General features: G+C 74.1%; 15 protein-coding genes. 5 read left to right on the top strand and 10 right to left on the bottom strand.

Going from position 1 to position 17,131, the window contains the following annotated elements:
• Positions 1 to 30: 30 nt before the first annotated feature.
• Together gabT and ACWEPF_RS34010 are read left to right on the top strand one after the other, a co-directional pair.
• On the top strand, positions 31 to 1,371 hold the full coding sequence (gene gabT, locus ACWEPF_RS34015; protein WP_345285638.1) for a 4-aminobutyrate--2-oxoglutarate transaminase: 1,341 nt from the start codon (positions 31 to 33) through the stop codon (positions 1,369 to 1,371).
• 409 nt (positions 1,372 to 1,780) lie between these two features.
• The gene (locus ACWEPF_RS34010) at positions 1,781 to 2,395 is read left to right on the top strand and encodes a phosphatase PAP2 family protein (protein WP_452175631.1); all 615 of its coding nucleotides are present in this window, start codon (positions 1,781 to 1,783) and stop codon (positions 2,393 to 2,395) included.
• A 75-nt stretch (positions 2,396 to 2,470) separates the two neighbouring features.
• On the opposite strand, the gene ACWEPF_RS34005 is transcribed toward ACWEPF_RS34010, so the two are convergent.
• Positions 2,471 to 2,803 (bottom strand): DUF2218 domain-containing protein, encoded by a 333-nt coding sequence (locus tag ACWEPF_RS34005; protein WP_345285634.1) that lies wholly within the window; start codon positions 2,801 to 2,803, stop codon positions 2,471 to 2,473.
• A gap of 142 nt (positions 2,804 to 2,945) precedes the next feature.
• Here ACWEPF_RS34005 and ACWEPF_RS34000 point away from each other — a divergent pair, with 142 nt between their 5' ends.
• Positions 2,946 to 3,434: a MarR family winged helix-turn-helix transcriptional regulator gene (locus ACWEPF_RS34000; protein ID WP_452175630.1), complete on the top strand. Its 489-nt coding sequence runs from the start codon at positions 2,946 to 2,948 to the stop codon at positions 3,432 to 3,434.
• Here the strand turns inward: ACWEPF_RS34000 and ACWEPF_RS33995 are convergent.
• On the bottom strand, positions 3,346 to 4,308 hold the full coding sequence (locus tag ACWEPF_RS33995) for an EamA family transporter (RefSeq protein WP_452175639.1): 963 nt from the start codon (positions 4,306 to 4,308) through the stop codon (positions 3,346 to 3,348). The genes ACWEPF_RS34000 and ACWEPF_RS33995 overlap by 89 nt on opposite strands.
• A 168-nt stretch (positions 4,309 to 4,476) precedes the next feature.
• Here ACWEPF_RS33995 and ACWEPF_RS33990 point away from each other — a divergent pair, with 168 nt between their 5' ends.
• Positions 4,477 to 5,379, top strand: coding sequence for a LysR family transcriptional regulator (locus ACWEPF_RS33990; protein ID WP_345285630.1), 903 nt, complete (start codon positions 4,477 to 4,479; stop codon positions 5,377 to 5,379).
• Positions 5,380 to 5,421: 42 nt separating this feature from the next.
• On the opposite strand, the gene ACWEPF_RS33985 is transcribed toward ACWEPF_RS33990, so the two are convergent.
• Positions 5,422 to 6,189 (bottom strand): ZIP family metal transporter, encoded by a 768-nt coding sequence (locus ACWEPF_RS33985; RefSeq protein ID WP_345285628.1) that lies wholly within the window; start codon positions 6,187 to 6,189, stop codon positions 5,422 to 5,424.
• Between the two features lie 442 nt (positions 6,190 to 6,631).
• Between ACWEPF_RS33985 and ACWEPF_RS33980 the strand changes: the two genes are divergently transcribed.
• Positions 6,632 to 7,039, top strand: coding sequence for a DUF6278 family protein (locus ACWEPF_RS33980; RefSeq protein ID WP_345285626.1), 408 nt, complete (start codon positions 6,632 to 6,634; stop codon positions 7,037 to 7,039).
• 123 nt (positions 7,040 to 7,162) lie between these two features.
• Here ACWEPF_RS33980 and ACWEPF_RS33975 read toward each other — a convergent pair whose 3' ends face one another.
• The 7 genes from ACWEPF_RS33975 to ACWEPF_RS33945 form a co-directional block, all read right to left on the bottom strand.
• Complete coding sequence (locus ACWEPF_RS33975; protein WP_452175629.1) at positions 7,163 to 8,881, bottom strand: restriction endonuclease; 1,719 nt, start codon at positions 8,879 to 8,881, stop codon at positions 7,163 to 7,165.
• A gap of 117 nt (positions 8,882 to 8,998) precedes the next feature.
• Complete coding sequence (locus ACWEPF_RS33970) at positions 8,999 to 10,609, bottom strand: hypothetical protein (protein WP_452175628.1); 1,611 nt, start codon at positions 10,607 to 10,609, stop codon at positions 8,999 to 9,001.
• Between the two features lie 365 nt (positions 10,610 to 10,974).
• Complete coding sequence (locus ACWEPF_RS33965) at positions 10,975 to 11,625, bottom strand: YigZ family protein (protein ID WP_345285620.1); 651 nt, start codon at positions 11,623 to 11,625, stop codon at positions 10,975 to 10,977.
• 140 nt (positions 11,626 to 11,765) lie between these two features.
• Entirely contained in the window at positions 11,766 to 13,022 is a 1,257-nt protein-coding gene (locus ACWEPF_RS33960; RefSeq protein ID WP_452175627.1) for a DUF6986 family protein, read from the bottom strand.
• 88 nt (positions 13,023 to 13,110) lie between these two features.
• The gene (locus ACWEPF_RS33955; protein WP_452175626.1) at positions 13,111 to 14,718 is read right to left on the bottom strand and encodes a DUF2637 domain-containing protein; all 1,608 of its coding nucleotides are present in this window, start codon (positions 14,716 to 14,718) and stop codon (positions 13,111 to 13,113) included.
• 127 nt (positions 14,719 to 14,845) lie between these two features.
• Complete coding sequence (locus ACWEPF_RS33950; protein ID WP_345285614.1) at positions 14,846 to 15,532, bottom strand: response regulator transcription factor; 687 nt, start codon at positions 15,530 to 15,532, stop codon at positions 14,846 to 14,848.
• The gene (locus ACWEPF_RS33945) at positions 15,484 to 16,896 is read right to left on the bottom strand and encodes a sensor histidine kinase (RefSeq protein ID WP_345285612.1); all 1,413 of its coding nucleotides are present in this window, start codon (positions 16,894 to 16,896) and stop codon (positions 15,484 to 15,486) included. Before ACWEPF_RS33945 ends, ACWEPF_RS33950 begins: the two co-directional genes overlap by 49 nt.
• Positions 16,897 to 17,131: the final 235 nt, after the last annotated feature.

The following is a 17,131-nucleotide window of genomic DNA, read 5'->3' as shown; positions in this document are numbered from 1 at the left end:
TTCCGGGCCCCTAGACATGGAGAACACACGATGAGCACTGCAACGCCGCTTCCGCAGGAGCGTCGCCTGGTCACCGCGATCCCGGGCCCGAAGTCGCAGGAGCTGCAGGCCCGCAAGCTGGGCGCGGTGGCGGCCGGCGTCGGCACCACCCTGCCGGTGTACGTCTCGCGCGCCGGCGGCGGCGTGCTGGAGGACGTGGACGGCAACTCGCTGATCGACTTCGGCTCCGGCATCGCCGTGACCAACGTCGGCAACAGCGCGGCCGCCGTGGTCGCCAAGGCCACCGCGCAGCTGGAGGCCTTCACCCACACCTGCTTCATGGTGACCCCGTACGAGGGCTACGTGGCCGTGGCCGAGCAGCTCAACGAGCTGACCCCGGGCGACCACGAGAAGCGCACCGCGCTGTTCAACTCCGGCGCCGAGGCCGTCGAGAACGCGGTCAAGATCGCCCGCGCCTACACCAAGCGCACCGCCGTCGTGGTCTTCGACCACGGCTACCACGGCCGCACCAACCTCACCATGGGCATGACGGCGAAGAACATGCCGTACAAGCAGGGCTTCGGCCCGTTCGCCCCCGAGGTCTACCGCGTCCCGGTCGCCTACCCCTACCGCTGGCTGACCGGCGCCGAGAACTGCGCCCCCGAGGCCGCCGCCCAGGCGATCGACCTGATCAACAAGCAGATCGGCGCCGAGAACGTCGCCGCGATCGTGATCGAGCCGATCCAGGGCGAGGGCGGCTTCATCGAGCCGGCCAAGGGCTTCCTGCCGGCCATCGTCGAGTACGCCAAGGCGAACGGCATCGTCTTCGTCGCCGACGAGATCCAGACCGGCTTCTGCCGCACCGGCCAGTGGTTCGCCTGCGACGACGAGGGCATCGTCCCGGACCTGATCACCACCGCCAAGGGCATCGCCGGCGGTCTGCCGCTGGCCGCCGTGACCGGCCGCGCCGAGATCATGGACGCCGCGCACGCCGGCGGCCTGGGCGGCACCTACGGCGGCAACCCGGTGGCCTGCGCCGCCGCGCTCGGCTCGATCGAGACCATGAAGTCCGAGGACCTGAACGGCAAGGCGCGGCAGATCGGCGAGGTCATGCTCGGCCGTCTGCGCGCCATGCAGGAGAAGTTCGACGTGATCGGCGAGGTCCGCGGCCGCGGCGCGATGATCGCGGTCGAGCTGGTCAAGCCGGGCACCAAGGACCCGAACCCGGAGTTCACCGCCGCCGTGGCCAAGGCCTGCCACGCCGAGGGCCTGGTCGTGCTGACCGCCGGCACCTACGGCAACGTGCTGCGCTTCCTGCCGCCGCTGGTGATGCCGGAGCACCTGCTGGTCGAGGGCCTGGACATCATCGAGAGCGCCTTCGCGGCGGTCTGAACCGTCCGCTCCGCCTGACGCCGCGTCACACGCGAGGGGCCCGGTCCGCACGGACCGGGCCCCTCCGTTTGCTTGCGCCGGATGCGCCGGTCGGATGCGCGCGCTGAATGCTCGCGCTGGCTGCACGCGCAGTGGTGAAGATGCTGTGGCAAACCGCGCGGCCCGCCCTGTTCGGCCGGGTTCTGACGTACTGTCATGACAGATGGACAGCGAGCCACACTCCTTACCGACGACGCCACCCGCCCCCTCGGGGGCAGCGGCAGCCGAGGACCGATCGACCGACCGTCCGGCCCACACCCCCCGGGGCGCACGGAACGGCGATCTCCCCAGCCGCCCCGGAGCTCTCCCCCCTGCTCCGGGGCGGCTCTCGCACGTCCTGGGCGGGTTCTGGCTCCCGGCGCTGCTGCTCGTGGTGCTGGCGGTGGTCTCCTGGCAGGTGGCCGCCGACGGTCCGCTGCTGGAGCTGGACGACTGGGCCAGGCGCTCCACCCGGGCCGTCCGCACCGGTCTGCACAGCACCCTGCTGAACCACCTGGGCGCCGGCCTCGCCGACCTCGGCGGGCCCTTCCCCGCGATGCCGGTGCTGCTCGGCGCGGCCGCGCTGGCCGCCGCGCGGGAGCGGACGGCCGGGCGGCGGCGCTGGTGGTACCCGCTGCCGGTGGCGGCGGCCGCCGGACTGCTGGTGCCGCTGCTGGTGGTCCCGGCCAAGGCGCTGTTCGCCCGCCCCGGCCCGTTCGGCGTGCCGCTGGCCGCCGATCAGCTCGGCTGGTACCCGTCCGGGCACACCGCCACCTCGGCCCTCGCCTACGGCACCGCCGCCCTGCTGCTCGGCCCCACCCTGGCCCGGCGCCCGCGGCGGTGGCTGTACGGGCTGACCGCACTGCTCTGCCTGGGCGTCGGGGCCGGGCTGGTGTGGAGCGACTACCACTGGCTGCTGGACGTGGTGGCCAGCTGGTGCCTGACCGGGACGGCGCTCTGGTGCCTGTGGCGGTACGTCATCCCGTGGGCGCGGCGCCGGAGCTGACCGCTCGTCGGACGCGGGCCGCTCGTCGGGGGCCGGCCGCCCGTGCTGGTGCGGCCTTGCTCCTCGGGTGCGGCCCTACTCCTCGGGAGCGTCGTTGCGCTGGACGGTGCCGGGGGCGCCGCTCTCGCGCTGCCACTCCACCACCAGCTCGTCGCGGGTGCCGAAGCGGACCAGGTGGCGGCCGACCACGTCCTCCAGCTGCGGGAGGTTCTCCTCGGCGCCCTCGACCACCAGCAGCAGGGCACCCTCCTCGGCGGTGAGCACGGCGGTGCCGGCGCTGAAGACCAGCTCGCCGCGGCCGCTCTCCTCGGACCAGTCGGCCTGGATCTTGCGGCCCATGTGGGCAGCCAGCTGCTTGCCGTAGCGGGACGGACGGTCCGTGACGACACGGGCCTGGGAAACGGACATCGGTGTACTCCTCGTGGTTAAGATTAGGTCAGCCTAAGTGAATGGTGAGTCAAGCTCAAGGTATTTCGGCGGCGACACCCCGGAGGGCTCTCCGGCAGCCCCGATACCCTGGTGGCCACCTACCGTCCCAGGAGCCGCCCCCATGTCCGTGCCCGCCGCCGAGCCGCCCGCCGAGACCGCCGCGGACCTCGCCGACGCACTGACCCGGGCGATGAAGCGGATCCGCCGGCAGACCATGGTGCGCCTGGAGCCCTACGGCATCACCCCCGGCCAGGCCCGGGCGCTGCGCACCCTGGCGCACGCCCCCGGCTGCGAGGGCCGGGAGACCATGCGGCTGAGCGAACTCGCCGAACGCCTCCACATCGCCCCCCGCTCCGCCACCACCGTGGTGGACGCCCTGGAGGAGGCCGGCCTGGTAGAGCGCACCCCCGACCCGGACGACCGCCGGGCCGTGCGGGTGGTCCTGACCGCCGCCGGGCACGGCGCGCTGGAGCGGATCGGCCTGGTCCGCCAGGAGGTCGCCCAGGAGTACTTCGGGCCGGTCAGCCGAGTCGAGCAGGAGGCTCTGCTGCGGGCCCTGCGACAGGCCGAACTCGCCTTCGAAGCAGCCCGGTCGGCCGACCGGGCCTGAGCACCCGGGCGGAACGCAGCGCCCCCGGACGCAACGCGGTGAGCCCGATGCCGAGCACCACCAGCAGCGCGGCCCCGGCCCCCAGCGGGCTGATCCCCTCCCCCAGCAGCAGCCAGGACGAGGACATCCCGAAGACCGGCACCAGCAGCGAGTACGGCGCCACCGCCGAGGCGTCGTAGCGCCCCAGCAGGAAGCTCCAGGCCATGAAGCCGAACAGGGTCGACCCCAGCCCGACGTAGAGCACCGCCCCGATACCGGCCGGACTCAGCGCCGCGAACGCCTCCTCCGCCGCCGACGGCCCCTCGAACAGCAGCGAGAGCGCCAGCAGCGGCAGCACCGGCACCGCGCTCATCCAGACCATCCAGCGCAGCGCGTCCGCCGGCGCGGCCTTCTTGGTCAGCACGTTGGACAGCCCCCAGAACGCCGCCGAGAGGATCACCAGCGCGAACGCCCCGACCGGGCCGTTCAGCCCGCGGTCCACCGCCGCCACGCCGATCCCGGCGAAGGCGATCGCCAGCCCGGCGATCCGCTGCACCGGCGGACGCTCGCGCAGCAGCGCGGCGGCGAACACCGCCGTGAAGACCGCCTGGCTCTGCAGCACCAGCGACGACAGTCCCGAGGGCATCCCCGCGTTCATCGCGAAGAACAGCAGCCCGAACTTGGCCACTCCGAGCGTCAGCCCCACCGCCACCACCCAGCGGAACGCCACCCGCGGCCGCCCCACGAAGAACACCGCCGGAACCGCCACCACCGCGAACCGCAGCGCCCCGAACAGGAACGGCGGGAAGTGGCCCAGGCCCACGTGGATCACCACGAAGTTGACCCCCCACACGGCGGCGACCAGCACGGCGAGGGCGATGTGACGGGGGCTCATCTGCATGCCCGTCAGCATGGCCCGGCGGGATCGTGTAGCACCAGCGACTTGTCCTACAGGGAATGCTTTAGCATCACTGCACGATGACGGGCGCAGGCCCGCCCCGCCCGACAGCCCGACAGCCCGACAGCCCGACAGCCCGATGCTGCCCGGGGAGAGGAGGCACACGTGATGGACCTCGGACGGCTCCGCGCCCTGCACGCCGTCGCCGTGCACGGATCGGTCGGCGGCGCGGCCGCCGCACTCGGCTTCACCCCCTCGGCGGTCTCCCAGCAGATCGCCAAGCTGGAGCGGGAGACCCGCACCGTACTGCTGGAGAAGCAGGGCCGCGGCGTGGTCCTCACCGACGCCGCCCGCACCCTCGCCGACACCGCCCGTGAGGTGCTCGCCCTGGTCGAACAGGCCGAGGTCACCCTGGAGCGCCAGCGCGGCCGCGCCGTCGGCCGCCTGCTGGTCGCCTCCTTCGCCACCGGCGCCCGCGGTGTCCTGCCCGGCGCGCTCGCCGCCCTCCGGCGGGACTGCCCCGACCTGGAGGTCCGGCTGCTGGAGTCCGACCCCTACCAGGCCGCCGAACTCGTCGCGCGCGGCGAGGTCGACCTCGCCCTCGTCCAGGACTGGCCCACCGTCCCGCTCCCCGTCCAGGACGGCCTCTCCCGGCTCGACCTCGGCGAAGACCCGGTCGACCTGCTGCTGCGTGCCGAACACCCGCTCGCAGCCCTCGCCGTGGTCCCCGTCCAGCGCCTGCTCGGGCAACGCTGGACCAGCGTGCCGCCCGGCAACATCTGCCACGACTGGCTGGTGCGCACCATGCGGGAGGCCGGCGAGGAACCCGACGTGGTCTACCAGGTCGGCGAGTTCGAGACCCAGATCGCACTGATCGAGGCCGGGCTCGGCCTCGGCCTCGTCCCCCGGCTCGGCCGCGGCCCGCTACCGCCCGGGGTGGTCGCCCGGCCCGTGGTGCCCGAACCGGCCCGGCGGGTGTTCGTCCTCTGGCGGACCAGGACCAGCCGGCGGCCCGCCGTGGCCGCGGCCCTGGCCGCCGTCCGCGAGCAGTGGGACGCCACGCACTGACGGCCGGTCAGGCGGGCCGGCCGACCGGCCGTGGGGGCGGTCCTACTCAGCGAAGCCGATCACCAGCCACATGAACGCCACCCCGAGCACCGTGCAGATCAGCGTGGTGCGGGACGGGTGCGGGCTGTGCGCCTCCGGCAGGATGTCCGAGGTCGCCAGGTAGAGCAGGAACCCCGCGAAGAACCCGAGGTACAGGCCGAGCGCCTGCTCCGGGATGGTGAACAGCAGCGTGATCGCGGCACCCGTCACGGGCGCCAACGCGTCCGCGCCCAGCAGCGTCAACGCCCGGCGGCGGTCGTTCCCGTACATCCGGGTGATCGTGTAGGTGTTGAACCCGTCCGCGAAGTCGTGCGCCACGACCGCGATCGCCACCACCGTGCCCACCGTGGTGCCCGCCTGGAACGCCGCACCGATCGCGAATCCGTCCATCAGACTGTGCGTCACCAGCGCACCGGCGGCGGTGAGTCCGACGCCCTGCTTGCCGCCGTGCGCGTGGCCGTGGGAGTGGGCGTGGCCGTGCGAGTGCTCGGCGTACTCCGTCTCGTGGCTCCGGTGGATCGCCACCGCCCGCTCCACCACGTGGATCGCCAGGAACCCGGCAGCGAACATCAGCAGCGCCTGCGGCACCCCGTGCAGCTCCTGCGGCGCCGCGTGCATCGCCTCCGGCAGCAGGTCGAAGGCCACCACCCCGAGCATCAGCCCGGCCGCGAACCCCAGCACCAAGTGCCGACGGTCCCCGACCCGCTGCGCCACCAGTCCGCCGAGCAGCGTCATCAGGAACGCCCCGGCGGCCACCAGCACCGCGGTCATCGACGGCCCTCCCGCTCGTCCGCTCCCGGTGGGGCCGGACGGCTGCGCGGACCGCTGCCCACGGGCACAGACGCCCGGCCCGGACCGGAGCAGAGACCCCCGGCCCTGCCGGCCAGCCTCTCCGCCCCCCGGGCCGCCCGCCCGCCGGACGGTCCGTCAGGGTGACGGCCCCTCACCCCCGGCCCCGGTCCACCGATCCGCCTCGCACCCACCCCGGCCCCTCCTCGTACACCGCCGAACGAAACGCCCATCCTCCCAGCCCGCCCGGCACCACCCACCAGGGGGCCCGGACCGATGCGACCGCGCGGGTACGGCGGGCCGACGGCTCGCCCGAGCGGCGCCGCGGCCGGGTAGGACGGCAGTACGGCAGTGCGGCCGTCGGCGGCACGGCGCGGCGTCGGTCCCCCTCGCCGCCCGCCCGGGGCCCTGGCACCCTGGCCCCATGGGCAGGTACCTCGGCCGGCGACGGCACCCCCGCGCGGCCGGCGCCAGCGAAGCCGCACTGGCCGGACTGCTCGCCGAGTGCGGGCTGCTGCGCGAACTCGCCGACTCGGCCGGGGTGCGGCTGGACGACAGCGAGCGCTCCCTCACCGCCCTCGACCAGCTGCTGCCCCGCTGGCGCGAGAACCCCGGGCTCTCCGACCGCCTGGGCAACGACGCCGGGCTCTACCTCGGCACCGTGCTGCGCCGCACCGTCCCCGGCACCCACTGGCGGCTCGGACCGGAGGAGCGCCCCCTGCTGGTGCTGCCCGGCGGCCGCGAACTGGACGTCACCGCCCTGGGCCACGGCTGGGCCGACCAGGGCTCGCCGCCGCTCGCCGCGGCCTATCTCACCGCCACCGACGGCTGACCGCCACCGACGCGACCACCGACCCGCCCGACCCCTCCCATCAGCCCGACCGCCCTCCCGCTCGCGCTCCCGCAACGGCCCGGGCCCCGTGTCCCGGGGCCCGGCCCCGGCCCCGGCCCCGTGTCAGCCGCCGACGCCGAGCCGCATGCCGAGCTGCGTCTCGGTGAGCTCCCGCACGCCGTCGCCGTCCACCAGGTGGATCTGCGGCAGCTCCGCCGCCAGGTCCAGCGCCGCCTCCGCGAACCGACCCGTGGTCAGCCGCAGGCCGCGCTCCGCCCCTTCCTCCCGGACCGCCTCGGCCAGCGTCCGCAGCTCCGCCGCCGTGACCTCCGCCCCGTCGGGCCCCGACCCGCCGCGGGGGCGCGAGGCCCAGACCACCCAGCGCCCGGGCAGCGCGCTGCCCTCCTGGCCCACCGCCGTGGCCACCAGCCCGGCCGACCCGCGCAGCCGCACGCTCCACTCCCCCAGCCCGCCCCTGGTCAGCAACTCCCGCACCAGGTGGGCGAACTCATGGGCCGACAGGTCCTCGGCCGTGGGCACCGTCATGCCCGCCTCCGCACCCGGCTCGACCCCGGCCAGACCGTACGGGTCCGGCGAGACCGCCGCCGACAGCTCCCGCAGCCGCACCAGGGCCTCGTCCTGCTCGGCATCCGCGTACAGGCCGCCGTACACACCCTCGTACGTGCTGTCCTCCCGACCCTCGCCGTCCTCCCGGCCCTCGCCCTCCTCCGGCCCCTCGTCGGCGGCCGGCAGCAGCCGGGTGCGGGCCAGGGCGTCCCGGTCCGCGTCCACGCTGAGCAGGCAGAGCGGAGCTCCTGACGGGGTGTCACGGAGCCAGCCGTTGAGCACGACGCCGGTCAGTATCTCGTCGGTGTCCACCGCGTCCGCCGCCTGGAGCGCGCGCAGCGCCAGCCGGGCGACCAGCCGCAGGTAGTCGTTGGCCCGGTCGGCGAGCGGACGGGGCACCGGCTCCACGGTGTCCTCGGTGGTCAGCCGGTAGCCGTCCAGTGAGGGCACCAGGGCGAGCGGCGGCAGGTCGAGGTCGAGCACCGCCGTCCTGGTCAGCGGGCGGAACACCGCCCGGCACGGCGCGGGCAGGTCCTGCGTCGCCCCTTCGGCCGCCGCCAACGCCCGTTCCAGGAGCGACTCCACGGCGGCCGGCTCGGCCAGCCGGTAGGCCCGGCGGCACTCCTCCAGGCTGTCGTTGTACTCCCGCACCGCCCGGGCCCGGGCCTCCTCCAGGGCCTCGTGCGCCCGCCGCTCCGCGGAGGCCGCGTCGTCCGCCGCGGCCGCCCGGCCGGCCCGCCACTCCCGCAGCGCGCGCTGGTGGCGCAGCCGGGCCTGCGCCAACTCCCGCTGGTAGCCGGAGTCGAGCAGCGGACGGCCCGCGCCGTCCGCGCCCTCCGGCTGCGCGGGCACCGGCGGCGCGAAGTCCTCCCACCGCGGCTCGGGGCCGTCCGGGCCGAGGTCCTCCGCTCCCCCGGCGGCCGGGAACGGGCGGGGACGGTAGCTGCGCAGCTGGCTCTCGAAGTCCATCGCGGAGACCGGCAGCGCGGCCCGGCGCAGCAGGTCGGCCAGGTGCTCGTGCTCGGCCCGGACGGCGGCGGTCCGCTGATGGCTGAGCACGGCGGCCCGGCCACGTGCGGCCACCTCGTCCTCCGCCGCCTCCCCCAACCCTCCCGGGCCGTCCTCTCCCTCCGGCCCGCCCGTGGCACCCGGCTCTCCCGGGCCGTCCGCACCGCCCTCCCCGGCGCCGAGGTCGCGGAACAGCGAGGCCAGGAAGCCCGGTTGGAGCGTGGCGGCGGCGGTACCGTCCGACTGACCCTCAGGTGCGTACTGCATCGGTGGTCGTACCCCCAAGCTCGTCCGGCTGCTGCAGAGCATTGTCCACCGTCCGGGCCGCCCTGGGGGCTGACTCCCGCTGCCGCGCCACCGCCTGGTCGTCCGCCTGATCGTCCGTCAGTTCGTCCGGGTGTTGGTCAGGTGCAGCCCGATGTAGCCGACGTAGATCCGGCCGCTGCCCGAGCAGTCGTCCAGGTAGTGCAGGCGGGGGGCCGTGCGACCGCCTCCGATCCGCAGGTGCGCGCCCATGAACGCGCGCCGGGAGGAGTCCACGCACTCCGGCACCGGGAGCATCCGCTCGCGCTTCCACTTGGTGTGGCTCTCCACCGTCCGGGACTCGCCCCGGACGGCCTTGCGCGGCGGGAAGCGGTGGCAGCCGTCCGGGGTGTGCTCGCACCACTGCTTGAAGTCGCCGTGCGCCTCGCCCCGGACGGCGGCGGCCGCGTACTCCTGGAGCGCCGTCAGCCCCTCCCAGGTGAGCCGCGCCCAGCCGGTGCCGTCGCACTGGCCGTCCAGCGCCACCGCCTCCTTCTGGTCACCGGTGAACTCCAGCAGCGGGAACTCGCCGAAGCGGCCGACCAGTTCGCCGAAGGTGACCGGGCTGCCGTCCGCCGAGCGGGCGGTGCAGAAGCGGCCGGACAGCGCCTGGACCTGCGCGTTGGCCCGGCGCAGGGCGGTGCGCTGCTCCTCGCCCACCGCGAGCAGCAGCCGCTCCCGGCGGCGCGAACGGTGCAGGCTGTGCCGCACCCGCTGGAGCTCGTCGGCCCGGGCCTGGCGCTCGGCGGTGTCCGCCGTCCGGTGGGCCGCTCCGATCCCCTCCGACCCGGCTCCCGTGCCGGACGCCGCCCGTACCTGCGGGGTGGGCTCGGCCGGCGGCTGGTAGACCGGGACGGCCGCCAACTCGGCGGGCAGCGGGAGCTCGGCGGCCAGCCGGCCCGGCTCGCGGGCCAGCAGCGCGGCGGCCCGCCGGACGTCCTCCTCGATCCGGTGCCGGGGCAGCACCGGGTGCCGGCCGCCGTCCGCCCGCGAGGCCGGATCCACCTCGGGCAGGTAGGTGCGGACCGCTCCGCCGTAGACCTTGTGGTACTCCAGTGCGACGTTGAACAGCGGCAGCGCCTCGTGGTCCAGCAGGTAGAGCGCGGCCAGGCCGGTGAGCTGCCGGGTGAGCTGGCGGCCGGTGCCCTCCAGCCAGACGGCGGGGGTGGTCGCGGGCGGGAGGCTGGCCACCACTACGGGCAGGGTGCGGTCCGGGTCGCAGAGCTCGTCGATCAGGGCCTCCACCCCGGCGGGCCGGACGACCCGGGGGGCATCGCCGATCCGGACCGGGCCGTCGGAGGCGTCCAGCAGCGGCAGCAGTGCCCGGGCCAGCTCGGGCACCGGCACCCGGCCGCCCGCCCGCAGTCCCGGACCGGACGCCAACTGCTCGGCCTCCAGCCGGACCCAGGTCGGCCCCTCGGGACCGGCCGAGGCCACGGTGAGGGTCAACTGGTCGGTGCCGTGCGGGGCGGGGGTGCGCAGCCGGCGGCGGAGGTAACCGCCGGGGACCTCCCGCAGCTCGCCGAAGTCCCGGTCCAGCAGGACCCTTTCGCCGAGGCGCAGGCGCTCGGCCGGAAGGTCGGCGGTGCTCGGTGGGGGCTCGTCCCGCCCCTCGCCCTTCAGCCAGCCGGCCAGCAGCTGGTCCGCCAGGGCGGCCACCTCCTGCCGGGGGCGCGAGGTGGTCAACGTCATCCGGTACGGCGTGGGGCGGTCCAACCGGCCCGCCTGCGAGGCGGGTTGTCCCGCTCGCCTGCCCTCTGATCGGCTCGTGGAATCGGCCGGGCTGTGATGTGGCGTCATGCGAGGTACCTCCCGTGGTGCGGGGTGGTTGGGGTCTGACGTCCTCCGTCTGCGGGTTTGTCGGGCGGCGCCGCACCGGACTTCGGCGCGGTTCCTTGTTCCAGGAAACGCAGGTGCCCGGAGCGGAAGTTCCAACTCCGGGCATGGTTAATTCGTTCGAGTGTCACTCGGTTTTGGCCCGCGCCTGCTGGGCCAGACTCTTGGACTGGGCTCCCCGGCCCGGCGGACGACTCCGTCAGGTCCTCCGGTCGGGCCGGTCAGGCCTCCACCGGCACCTCGACGTAGTCCCGGCCCACCGGCTCGGCCACCGCCGCGCCCCCGGTCGCCTCGGCCAGCCAGACCTGAAACTCCGTCACCCCGGCCTCCGGCACGCCGACTTCGATCCGCACGTCCGCGGCGTACGCCAGCTCGCGCACCGCGTACCCGGCCGCCCGCAGGTCGTTCTCCAGCCGCCCGGCCCGGGTGTGGTCCGCCCGCACCGCGAGCACCGCCACCGGCCGCCGCTCCAGCAGCCCGAGCGCGTCCACCGCCTCCGAGACGGCGCTGCCGTACGCCCGCACCAGCCCGCCCGCACCCAGTTTGATGCCGCCGAAGTACCTGGTCACCACCGCCACCGTGTCGGTCAGACCGCGCCGGCGCAGCACCTCCAGCATCGGCACCCCGGCCGTCCCGCCGGGCTCGCCGTCGTCGCTGGACCGCTCCCTCGGGTGCTCGCCGCCCACCACGAAGGCGGTGCAGTTGTGCCGGGCGTCCCAGTACTGCTTCCGGATGCCCGCGATGAACGCCTGCGCCTCCTCCTCGTCGGCGACCCGGGCGAGGTGGCAGATGAACCGGGACTTCTTGATCTCCAGCTCGTGCACGCCGGAACCCCGCACGGTGAGGTAGGGCTTGGGGGTCGGCTCCGACATGGGGCGGTGGGTCTCCAGACACGAGAAAAGCTGGCAGGGACGGTGATCGTCCCTGCCAGCTTAGGCGGGCGCGCCGCCGGACCGGGCGCAGGCCGGTGCCGGAGGCGGCCCGCCGCGAGCGGCCGCTCGCGGGCCGCGGCTCAGCGCCCGGCCAGCGCGTCCAGCTGCTTGCGGTCCAGGCCGGTCAGCCCGGTGACCTCGTCGAGGTCCACCGCGCCGCAGTCCAGCCCGCGCAGCACGTAGCCGCTCAGGGCACGTGCGGTGGCGGGCTCGTCCATCACGTCGCCGCCGGCCTTCGCCACGTAGGCGGCCAGCCGTGCCGCTGCCGCCTTCAGGCCCTCGCGGTAGAAGGAGTAGACCGCGACGTAGCGGGTCGGCAGGTGCGCCGGGTGCATGTCCCAGCCCTGGTAGTACGCCCGCGCGAGCGAGCGGCGCACCAGGCCGTGGTGGAGCTTCCAGGCCGCGTGCACCTGCTCGGTGGGACCGGTCGGGATCACGTTGGTGGAACCGTCCGACAGCCGCACGCCGGTGCCGGCGGCCGCCACCTGCATGACCGCCTTGGCGTGGTCGGCCACCGGGTGGTCCATGCTCTGGTAGGCGGCGCTCACCCCGCAGGAGGCGCTGTAGTCGAAGGTGCCGTAGTGCAGGCCGGTGGCCCGGCCCTCGGCCGCCTCGATCATCAGGGCCACGGTGGCCCGGCCGTCCGGGCCGAGGATCGCCTGGGTGGTCTCGATCTGGATCTCGAAGCCGATCCGCCCGGTCGGCAGCCCGGCCCGGCGCTCGAAGTCCTCCAACAGCCGCACCAGCGCGGTGACCTGCGCGGCGTAAGTGACCTTCGGCAGGGTCAGCACCAGCCCGTCGGGCAGGCCGCCCTCCGCGAGCAGGGTGGAGAGGAAGAGCTCGAGGGTGCGGATACCGCGGGCGCGGACCGGCGCCTCCATGCACTTGATCCGGATGCCGATGTACGGCGGGGCCGTGCCGTCCGCCACCGCGGCGGCGACCAGCCGGGCGGCGCGCACGGCCTCCGCGTCCTCCTCCGCGTCCGGACGCGGGCCGTAGCCGTCCTCGAAGTCGATCCGCAGGTCCTCGATCGGCTCCCGCTCCAGCTTGGCGCGGACCCGGGCGTGGACGTCGGCCAGCAGCTCGTCGTCCGCGACGCCGAGCGCCTGCGCCAGCCGGGCGGGGGTGGCGGCGTGCTCGTCGAAGGCGGCCAGCGCCTGGGCGCCCCAGCTGCTGACGGTGTCGGCGGCGAAGGCGTCGGCCGGTACGTAGACCGTGTGCACGGGTTGACGGCTGCCGTCGTCTCCCGGGTAACGCCGCGTCAGATCGGCGTCGACCGGAGCGAGCAGCTCCTCGACGGCGGCCAGGGCGGCCTCGGAGAACTTGGCCTGCGACATGCGGAACCCTCCACGCCTTCAACAGTTTGTTGAGGCGAAGGTAACGGCGCGGCTCGCGGACCGTCAATGGCGGATCCTCCGAGAGACCTCAGCCCAGGCCCAGCTCCATGAAACGTTCGTTCAACTTCGGCCAGATCCGCTCCACGTCCTTCGCGACCACGGAACCGTCACGCCCGCTGCCCTCCAGACCGAACTCGGAGGTCAGGAACTCGGCCAGCTGCCGGGGGTCGGGCTGCTGCTCGAACTTCTCGATGTACTGGGTCAGCGCCGCGAAGCAGACCTCCGGATCGAGCGGCACGGCCTGGCCCATCGGACGCCGCTCGGGCTCGACCGGCACCTCGACGGCCGTCGCCTCCTCGAACGGCAGCTCCTCCACGTACCCGGCCGGCACCCCCTGCGGGGCCAACTGCTCCAACCGCACCGGCCGCCGCACCTGCGGCTGCTCCTGCGGGACCTCCTGCACGCGCTGCGGCTGCGGCTGCGGCTGCGGCTGCGGGGCCTGCTCGACCTGCGGCTGCGGCGCCTTGAACCAGGGCGACGGCTGACCGGGCACCCGCGCCGTCTGCACCGGCTCGCTCGGCTGCGCCGGAGAACGGACCGCGCGGGCCGTCCACACGTTCAGCTCCGGCTCGGCCGGGACAGGACGCACCTCCGCCGCGTTCGGATCCTGCGCGTCCCGCAACCGGACCGCCGCCAGCTTCGCCAGCGTCGGCGCCGCCAACGCGGCCGTCACCTGCGCGTCGGACACGGCCTGCGTCTCGGCCACCGGCTTCTCGTGCACGGGAGCCCGCTCGACGGGCACCTGCTGAACGGGCGCCGCGCGAACCGGGGTCTGCTGCACCGAGACCTGCTGCGCCGAGGCGTGGTGCTCCGGAGCCGCCGGAGCCGGTCCACCGACCGCGGGAGCGGAGTGGGCAGCGGCCACGACGGCGGGCCCGGCCTGACCCGCCGTCACCTGAGCCGCCGTCACCGGCAACTCCCGCCCCGGGGCCGGAGCCCCCGTCGGGGAGCTCTCCAGCGGACCGTCGATCCGGTCCAGGATGCTCGGGTCAAGCGGGACCCCGTACTTGGCGAGCTTCAACGGCAACAGCGCCTGGAACGGCGCCGACCGGCGCCAGCCCCGGCCGTACCGGAACCGCAGCTGCGCCCGGTACACCAAGCGGTTCTGCTCCAGCCGGACGGTCTCGTCGTACGACCGGAGCTCCCAGAGCTTCATCCGCCGCCACAGCCGGAACGTCGGCACCGGCGACAGCAGCCAGCGCATCAGGCGGACCGACTCCATGTGCCGGTCCGCGGTGATCGCCGCGATCCGGCCGACCGCGTGCCGGGAGGCCTCGACGACGACCACGAACAGCATCGGGATGACGGCGTGCATGGCCATCCCCAGCGGATCGCCCCAGGAGGCGGCGGCGTTGAAGGCGATGGTGGCCGCCGTCAGCAGCCAGGCCGTCTGCCGCAGCAGCGGGAACGGGATCCGCAGCCAGGTGAGCACCAGGTCCAGGGCGAGCAGCACCACGATGCCGGCGTCCACGCCGATCGGGAAGGCGTACGAGAAGGCACCGAACCCCTTCTCCACCGCCAGGTCGCGCACCGCGTTGTACGAGCCCGCGAAGCCGATGCCCGAGATCAGACAGGCTCCGGCCGCGACCACACCGAGCAGGGCGCGGTGGGCGCGGGTGAGGGAGGGACGTGCCATTCGATGATCAACCCCTGGGATTCGGCGGCTGCCGGACTCGGCCGTTGCTGCCGGATCCCCCCGTCGAGGTTCGGGACCACCGCGCCGGCGACCGTCTCGGCCCACCGGATACTACTCGCACGGGCGTTCAGTCGCCGCGCCGCCCTCCGGTCTGGACCACCTCCGCTGGCGTGCCGTTGAGGTGCGCCAACACCGCCAGCACACGGCGGTTGGCGTCCTCCGCCGGTGCCAACCCCAGCTTCGTGAAGATATTGGCAATGTGCTTGGCCACCGCCCCGTCGCTGACCACCAACCGGCTCGCGATCGCCGAGTTCGACCGCCCCTCAGCCATCAACCCGAGCACCTCCCGCTCCCTCGGCGACAGGCACTGGAGAGGCTGCGAACGCGACCTGCTCTCCAACAACTTGGCGATCACATCGGGATCCATCGCCGTCCCGCCCGCCGCAACCCGGCGGATCGCGTCGACGAACTGGTCCGCGTTGAACACCCGGTCCTTCAGCAGGTACCCGATCCCGCCCGTGCCGTCCGCCAGCAACTCCCGTGCGTACAGCTGCTGGACGTGCTGCGAGAGCACCAGCACCGGCAGGCCCGGGATCTCCCGTCGAGCCGCCAGCGCCGCCTGCAGACCCTCGTCCGTGAGCGTCGGCGGCAGCCGGACGTCCACCACCGCGACGTCCGGCCGGTGCTCCAACAGCGCCGCCAGGAGCTCGGGCCCGGTCTCAACCGCCGCGGCGATCGTGAACCCGTGCGCCTCCAGCAGCCGGGTCAGCCCTTCTCGGAGGAGGTAGAGGTCCTCGGCGAGGACAACGCGCACGGCAGCTCCATGGTGATGGTGGTCGGACCGCCCAGCGGACTGCTGACGGACAGGACACCGTCGAAGGTACCCAACCTCCGCTCGATGCCCCGCAGTCCACCGCGCGGCGTCTTGGTCGCCCCTCCCCTGCCGTCGTCCGTGACGGTCACCCGAAGCCGGCCCGCGCGGTGCAGGATGTCCACCCAGACACGCTGCGCACCGGAATGCTTGGCCGCGTTCACCAACAGCTCACTGATCGAGAAGTACACCGCCGCCTCCATCGGCAGCTCCGGCCGGGCCGGCAGACCGACCGTCACCTCGACGTCCTGCGTGCTGTCCAGCGCCAGGGCGCGGACCGCGTCCCCGAGGCCGCGCTCGGCCAGCACCGGCGGGTGGATGCCCTTCACCAGGTCACGCAGCTCCTGGAGCGCCTTCGCCGAGGACTCCCGGGTCTCGGCCAGCAGTCGCTTGGCCGCGTCCGGGTCGCTCTCCCACAGGTGCTCGATCGTCCCGAGGGTCAGCCCGATCGACACCAGACGGGCCTGGGCGCCGTCGTGCAGGTCCCGCTCGATCTGCCGCAGCTCGGCTGCCTGACTGCCCACCGCATCGGCCCGGGTCTCCGTCAGCTCGGCCACCCTGCGGGTCAGTTGGATGTTCGACGCCCGGCCGTTCGGGTCCAGGATCCGGCGCGCCAGGTCAGCGTGCAGATGGAGTGCCTGGGGCAGCAGCAGTACCGCGAGCAGCACCATGGCCCCGGCCAGCAGGAGCGAGATGACGAAGGATCCGAGCCCGCCCGACACCGACCCGTAGGTCCGGCTGTCGACGAAGCTGGTCAGCCCGAACAGGGCCCCACCCAGGCCGAGCCCCACCAGCGGCCCCAACAGCACCACCACCGCTGCCGGGTTCACCAGCAACCAGACCATCTCCGCCCGGGTCGCCGGATCCCGCAGCGACCAGTGCACCAGCTGGGCGACCTTCGCCACCCCGTGACTGCGGTGGTACGAGTACCCCGTCCACCAGTACCCCCGCTCGTCCACCTCCAGCGCGGGCCGCACCGAGTACTCGACCGGCACCCGGACTCCACATCGGCGCTCGATCTGCGACCGGGTCCACCCCGCGTTCAGCCGCACCGCCGGCGAGGCCATCACCACGGCGACGGCCGCCGCCAGCAGAAACGCGAACAGAGCCCCGAAGTCGCTGTACCCCGTCACCGCCATCGTCGTCCCGCCGACCAGCATGGCCCCGAGAACCGGCACCACCACCCCGGGCGCCGAGCTGACCACGACCGTGAGCGACCACCCGAGGGCACCGGTACCGGAGCGAACTGCCTCCGCGGCAGCGCGATGGAGCGGGGTGGCGGGCTTCGGAGGACTGACTGTGGTCACCTGACGGCTCCTGGAACGTGACTGACTGCTTACGGTCATCAGTGTTGCTCGGAGGTAGGTGTCGGCGCACTGGTCATCCCTCCCCGGTTCGAGGTGGTGCTAGGTCCACCCTTCCCGCCGAGGTGATTCGGCCCGGAAAAGCAGAAAGCCCCCGCCGGTTTCCCGGCGGGGGCTTTCTTGAATGATTGTTCGGCGGCGTCCTACTCTCCCACAGGGTCCCCCCTGCAGTACCATC

Source organism: Kitasatospora sp. NPDC004289, from assembly GCF_053602875.1.
The sequence above is the reverse complement of the archived record's forward strand: the minus strand, read 5'-3'. Positions and strand labels throughout refer to the sequence as shown.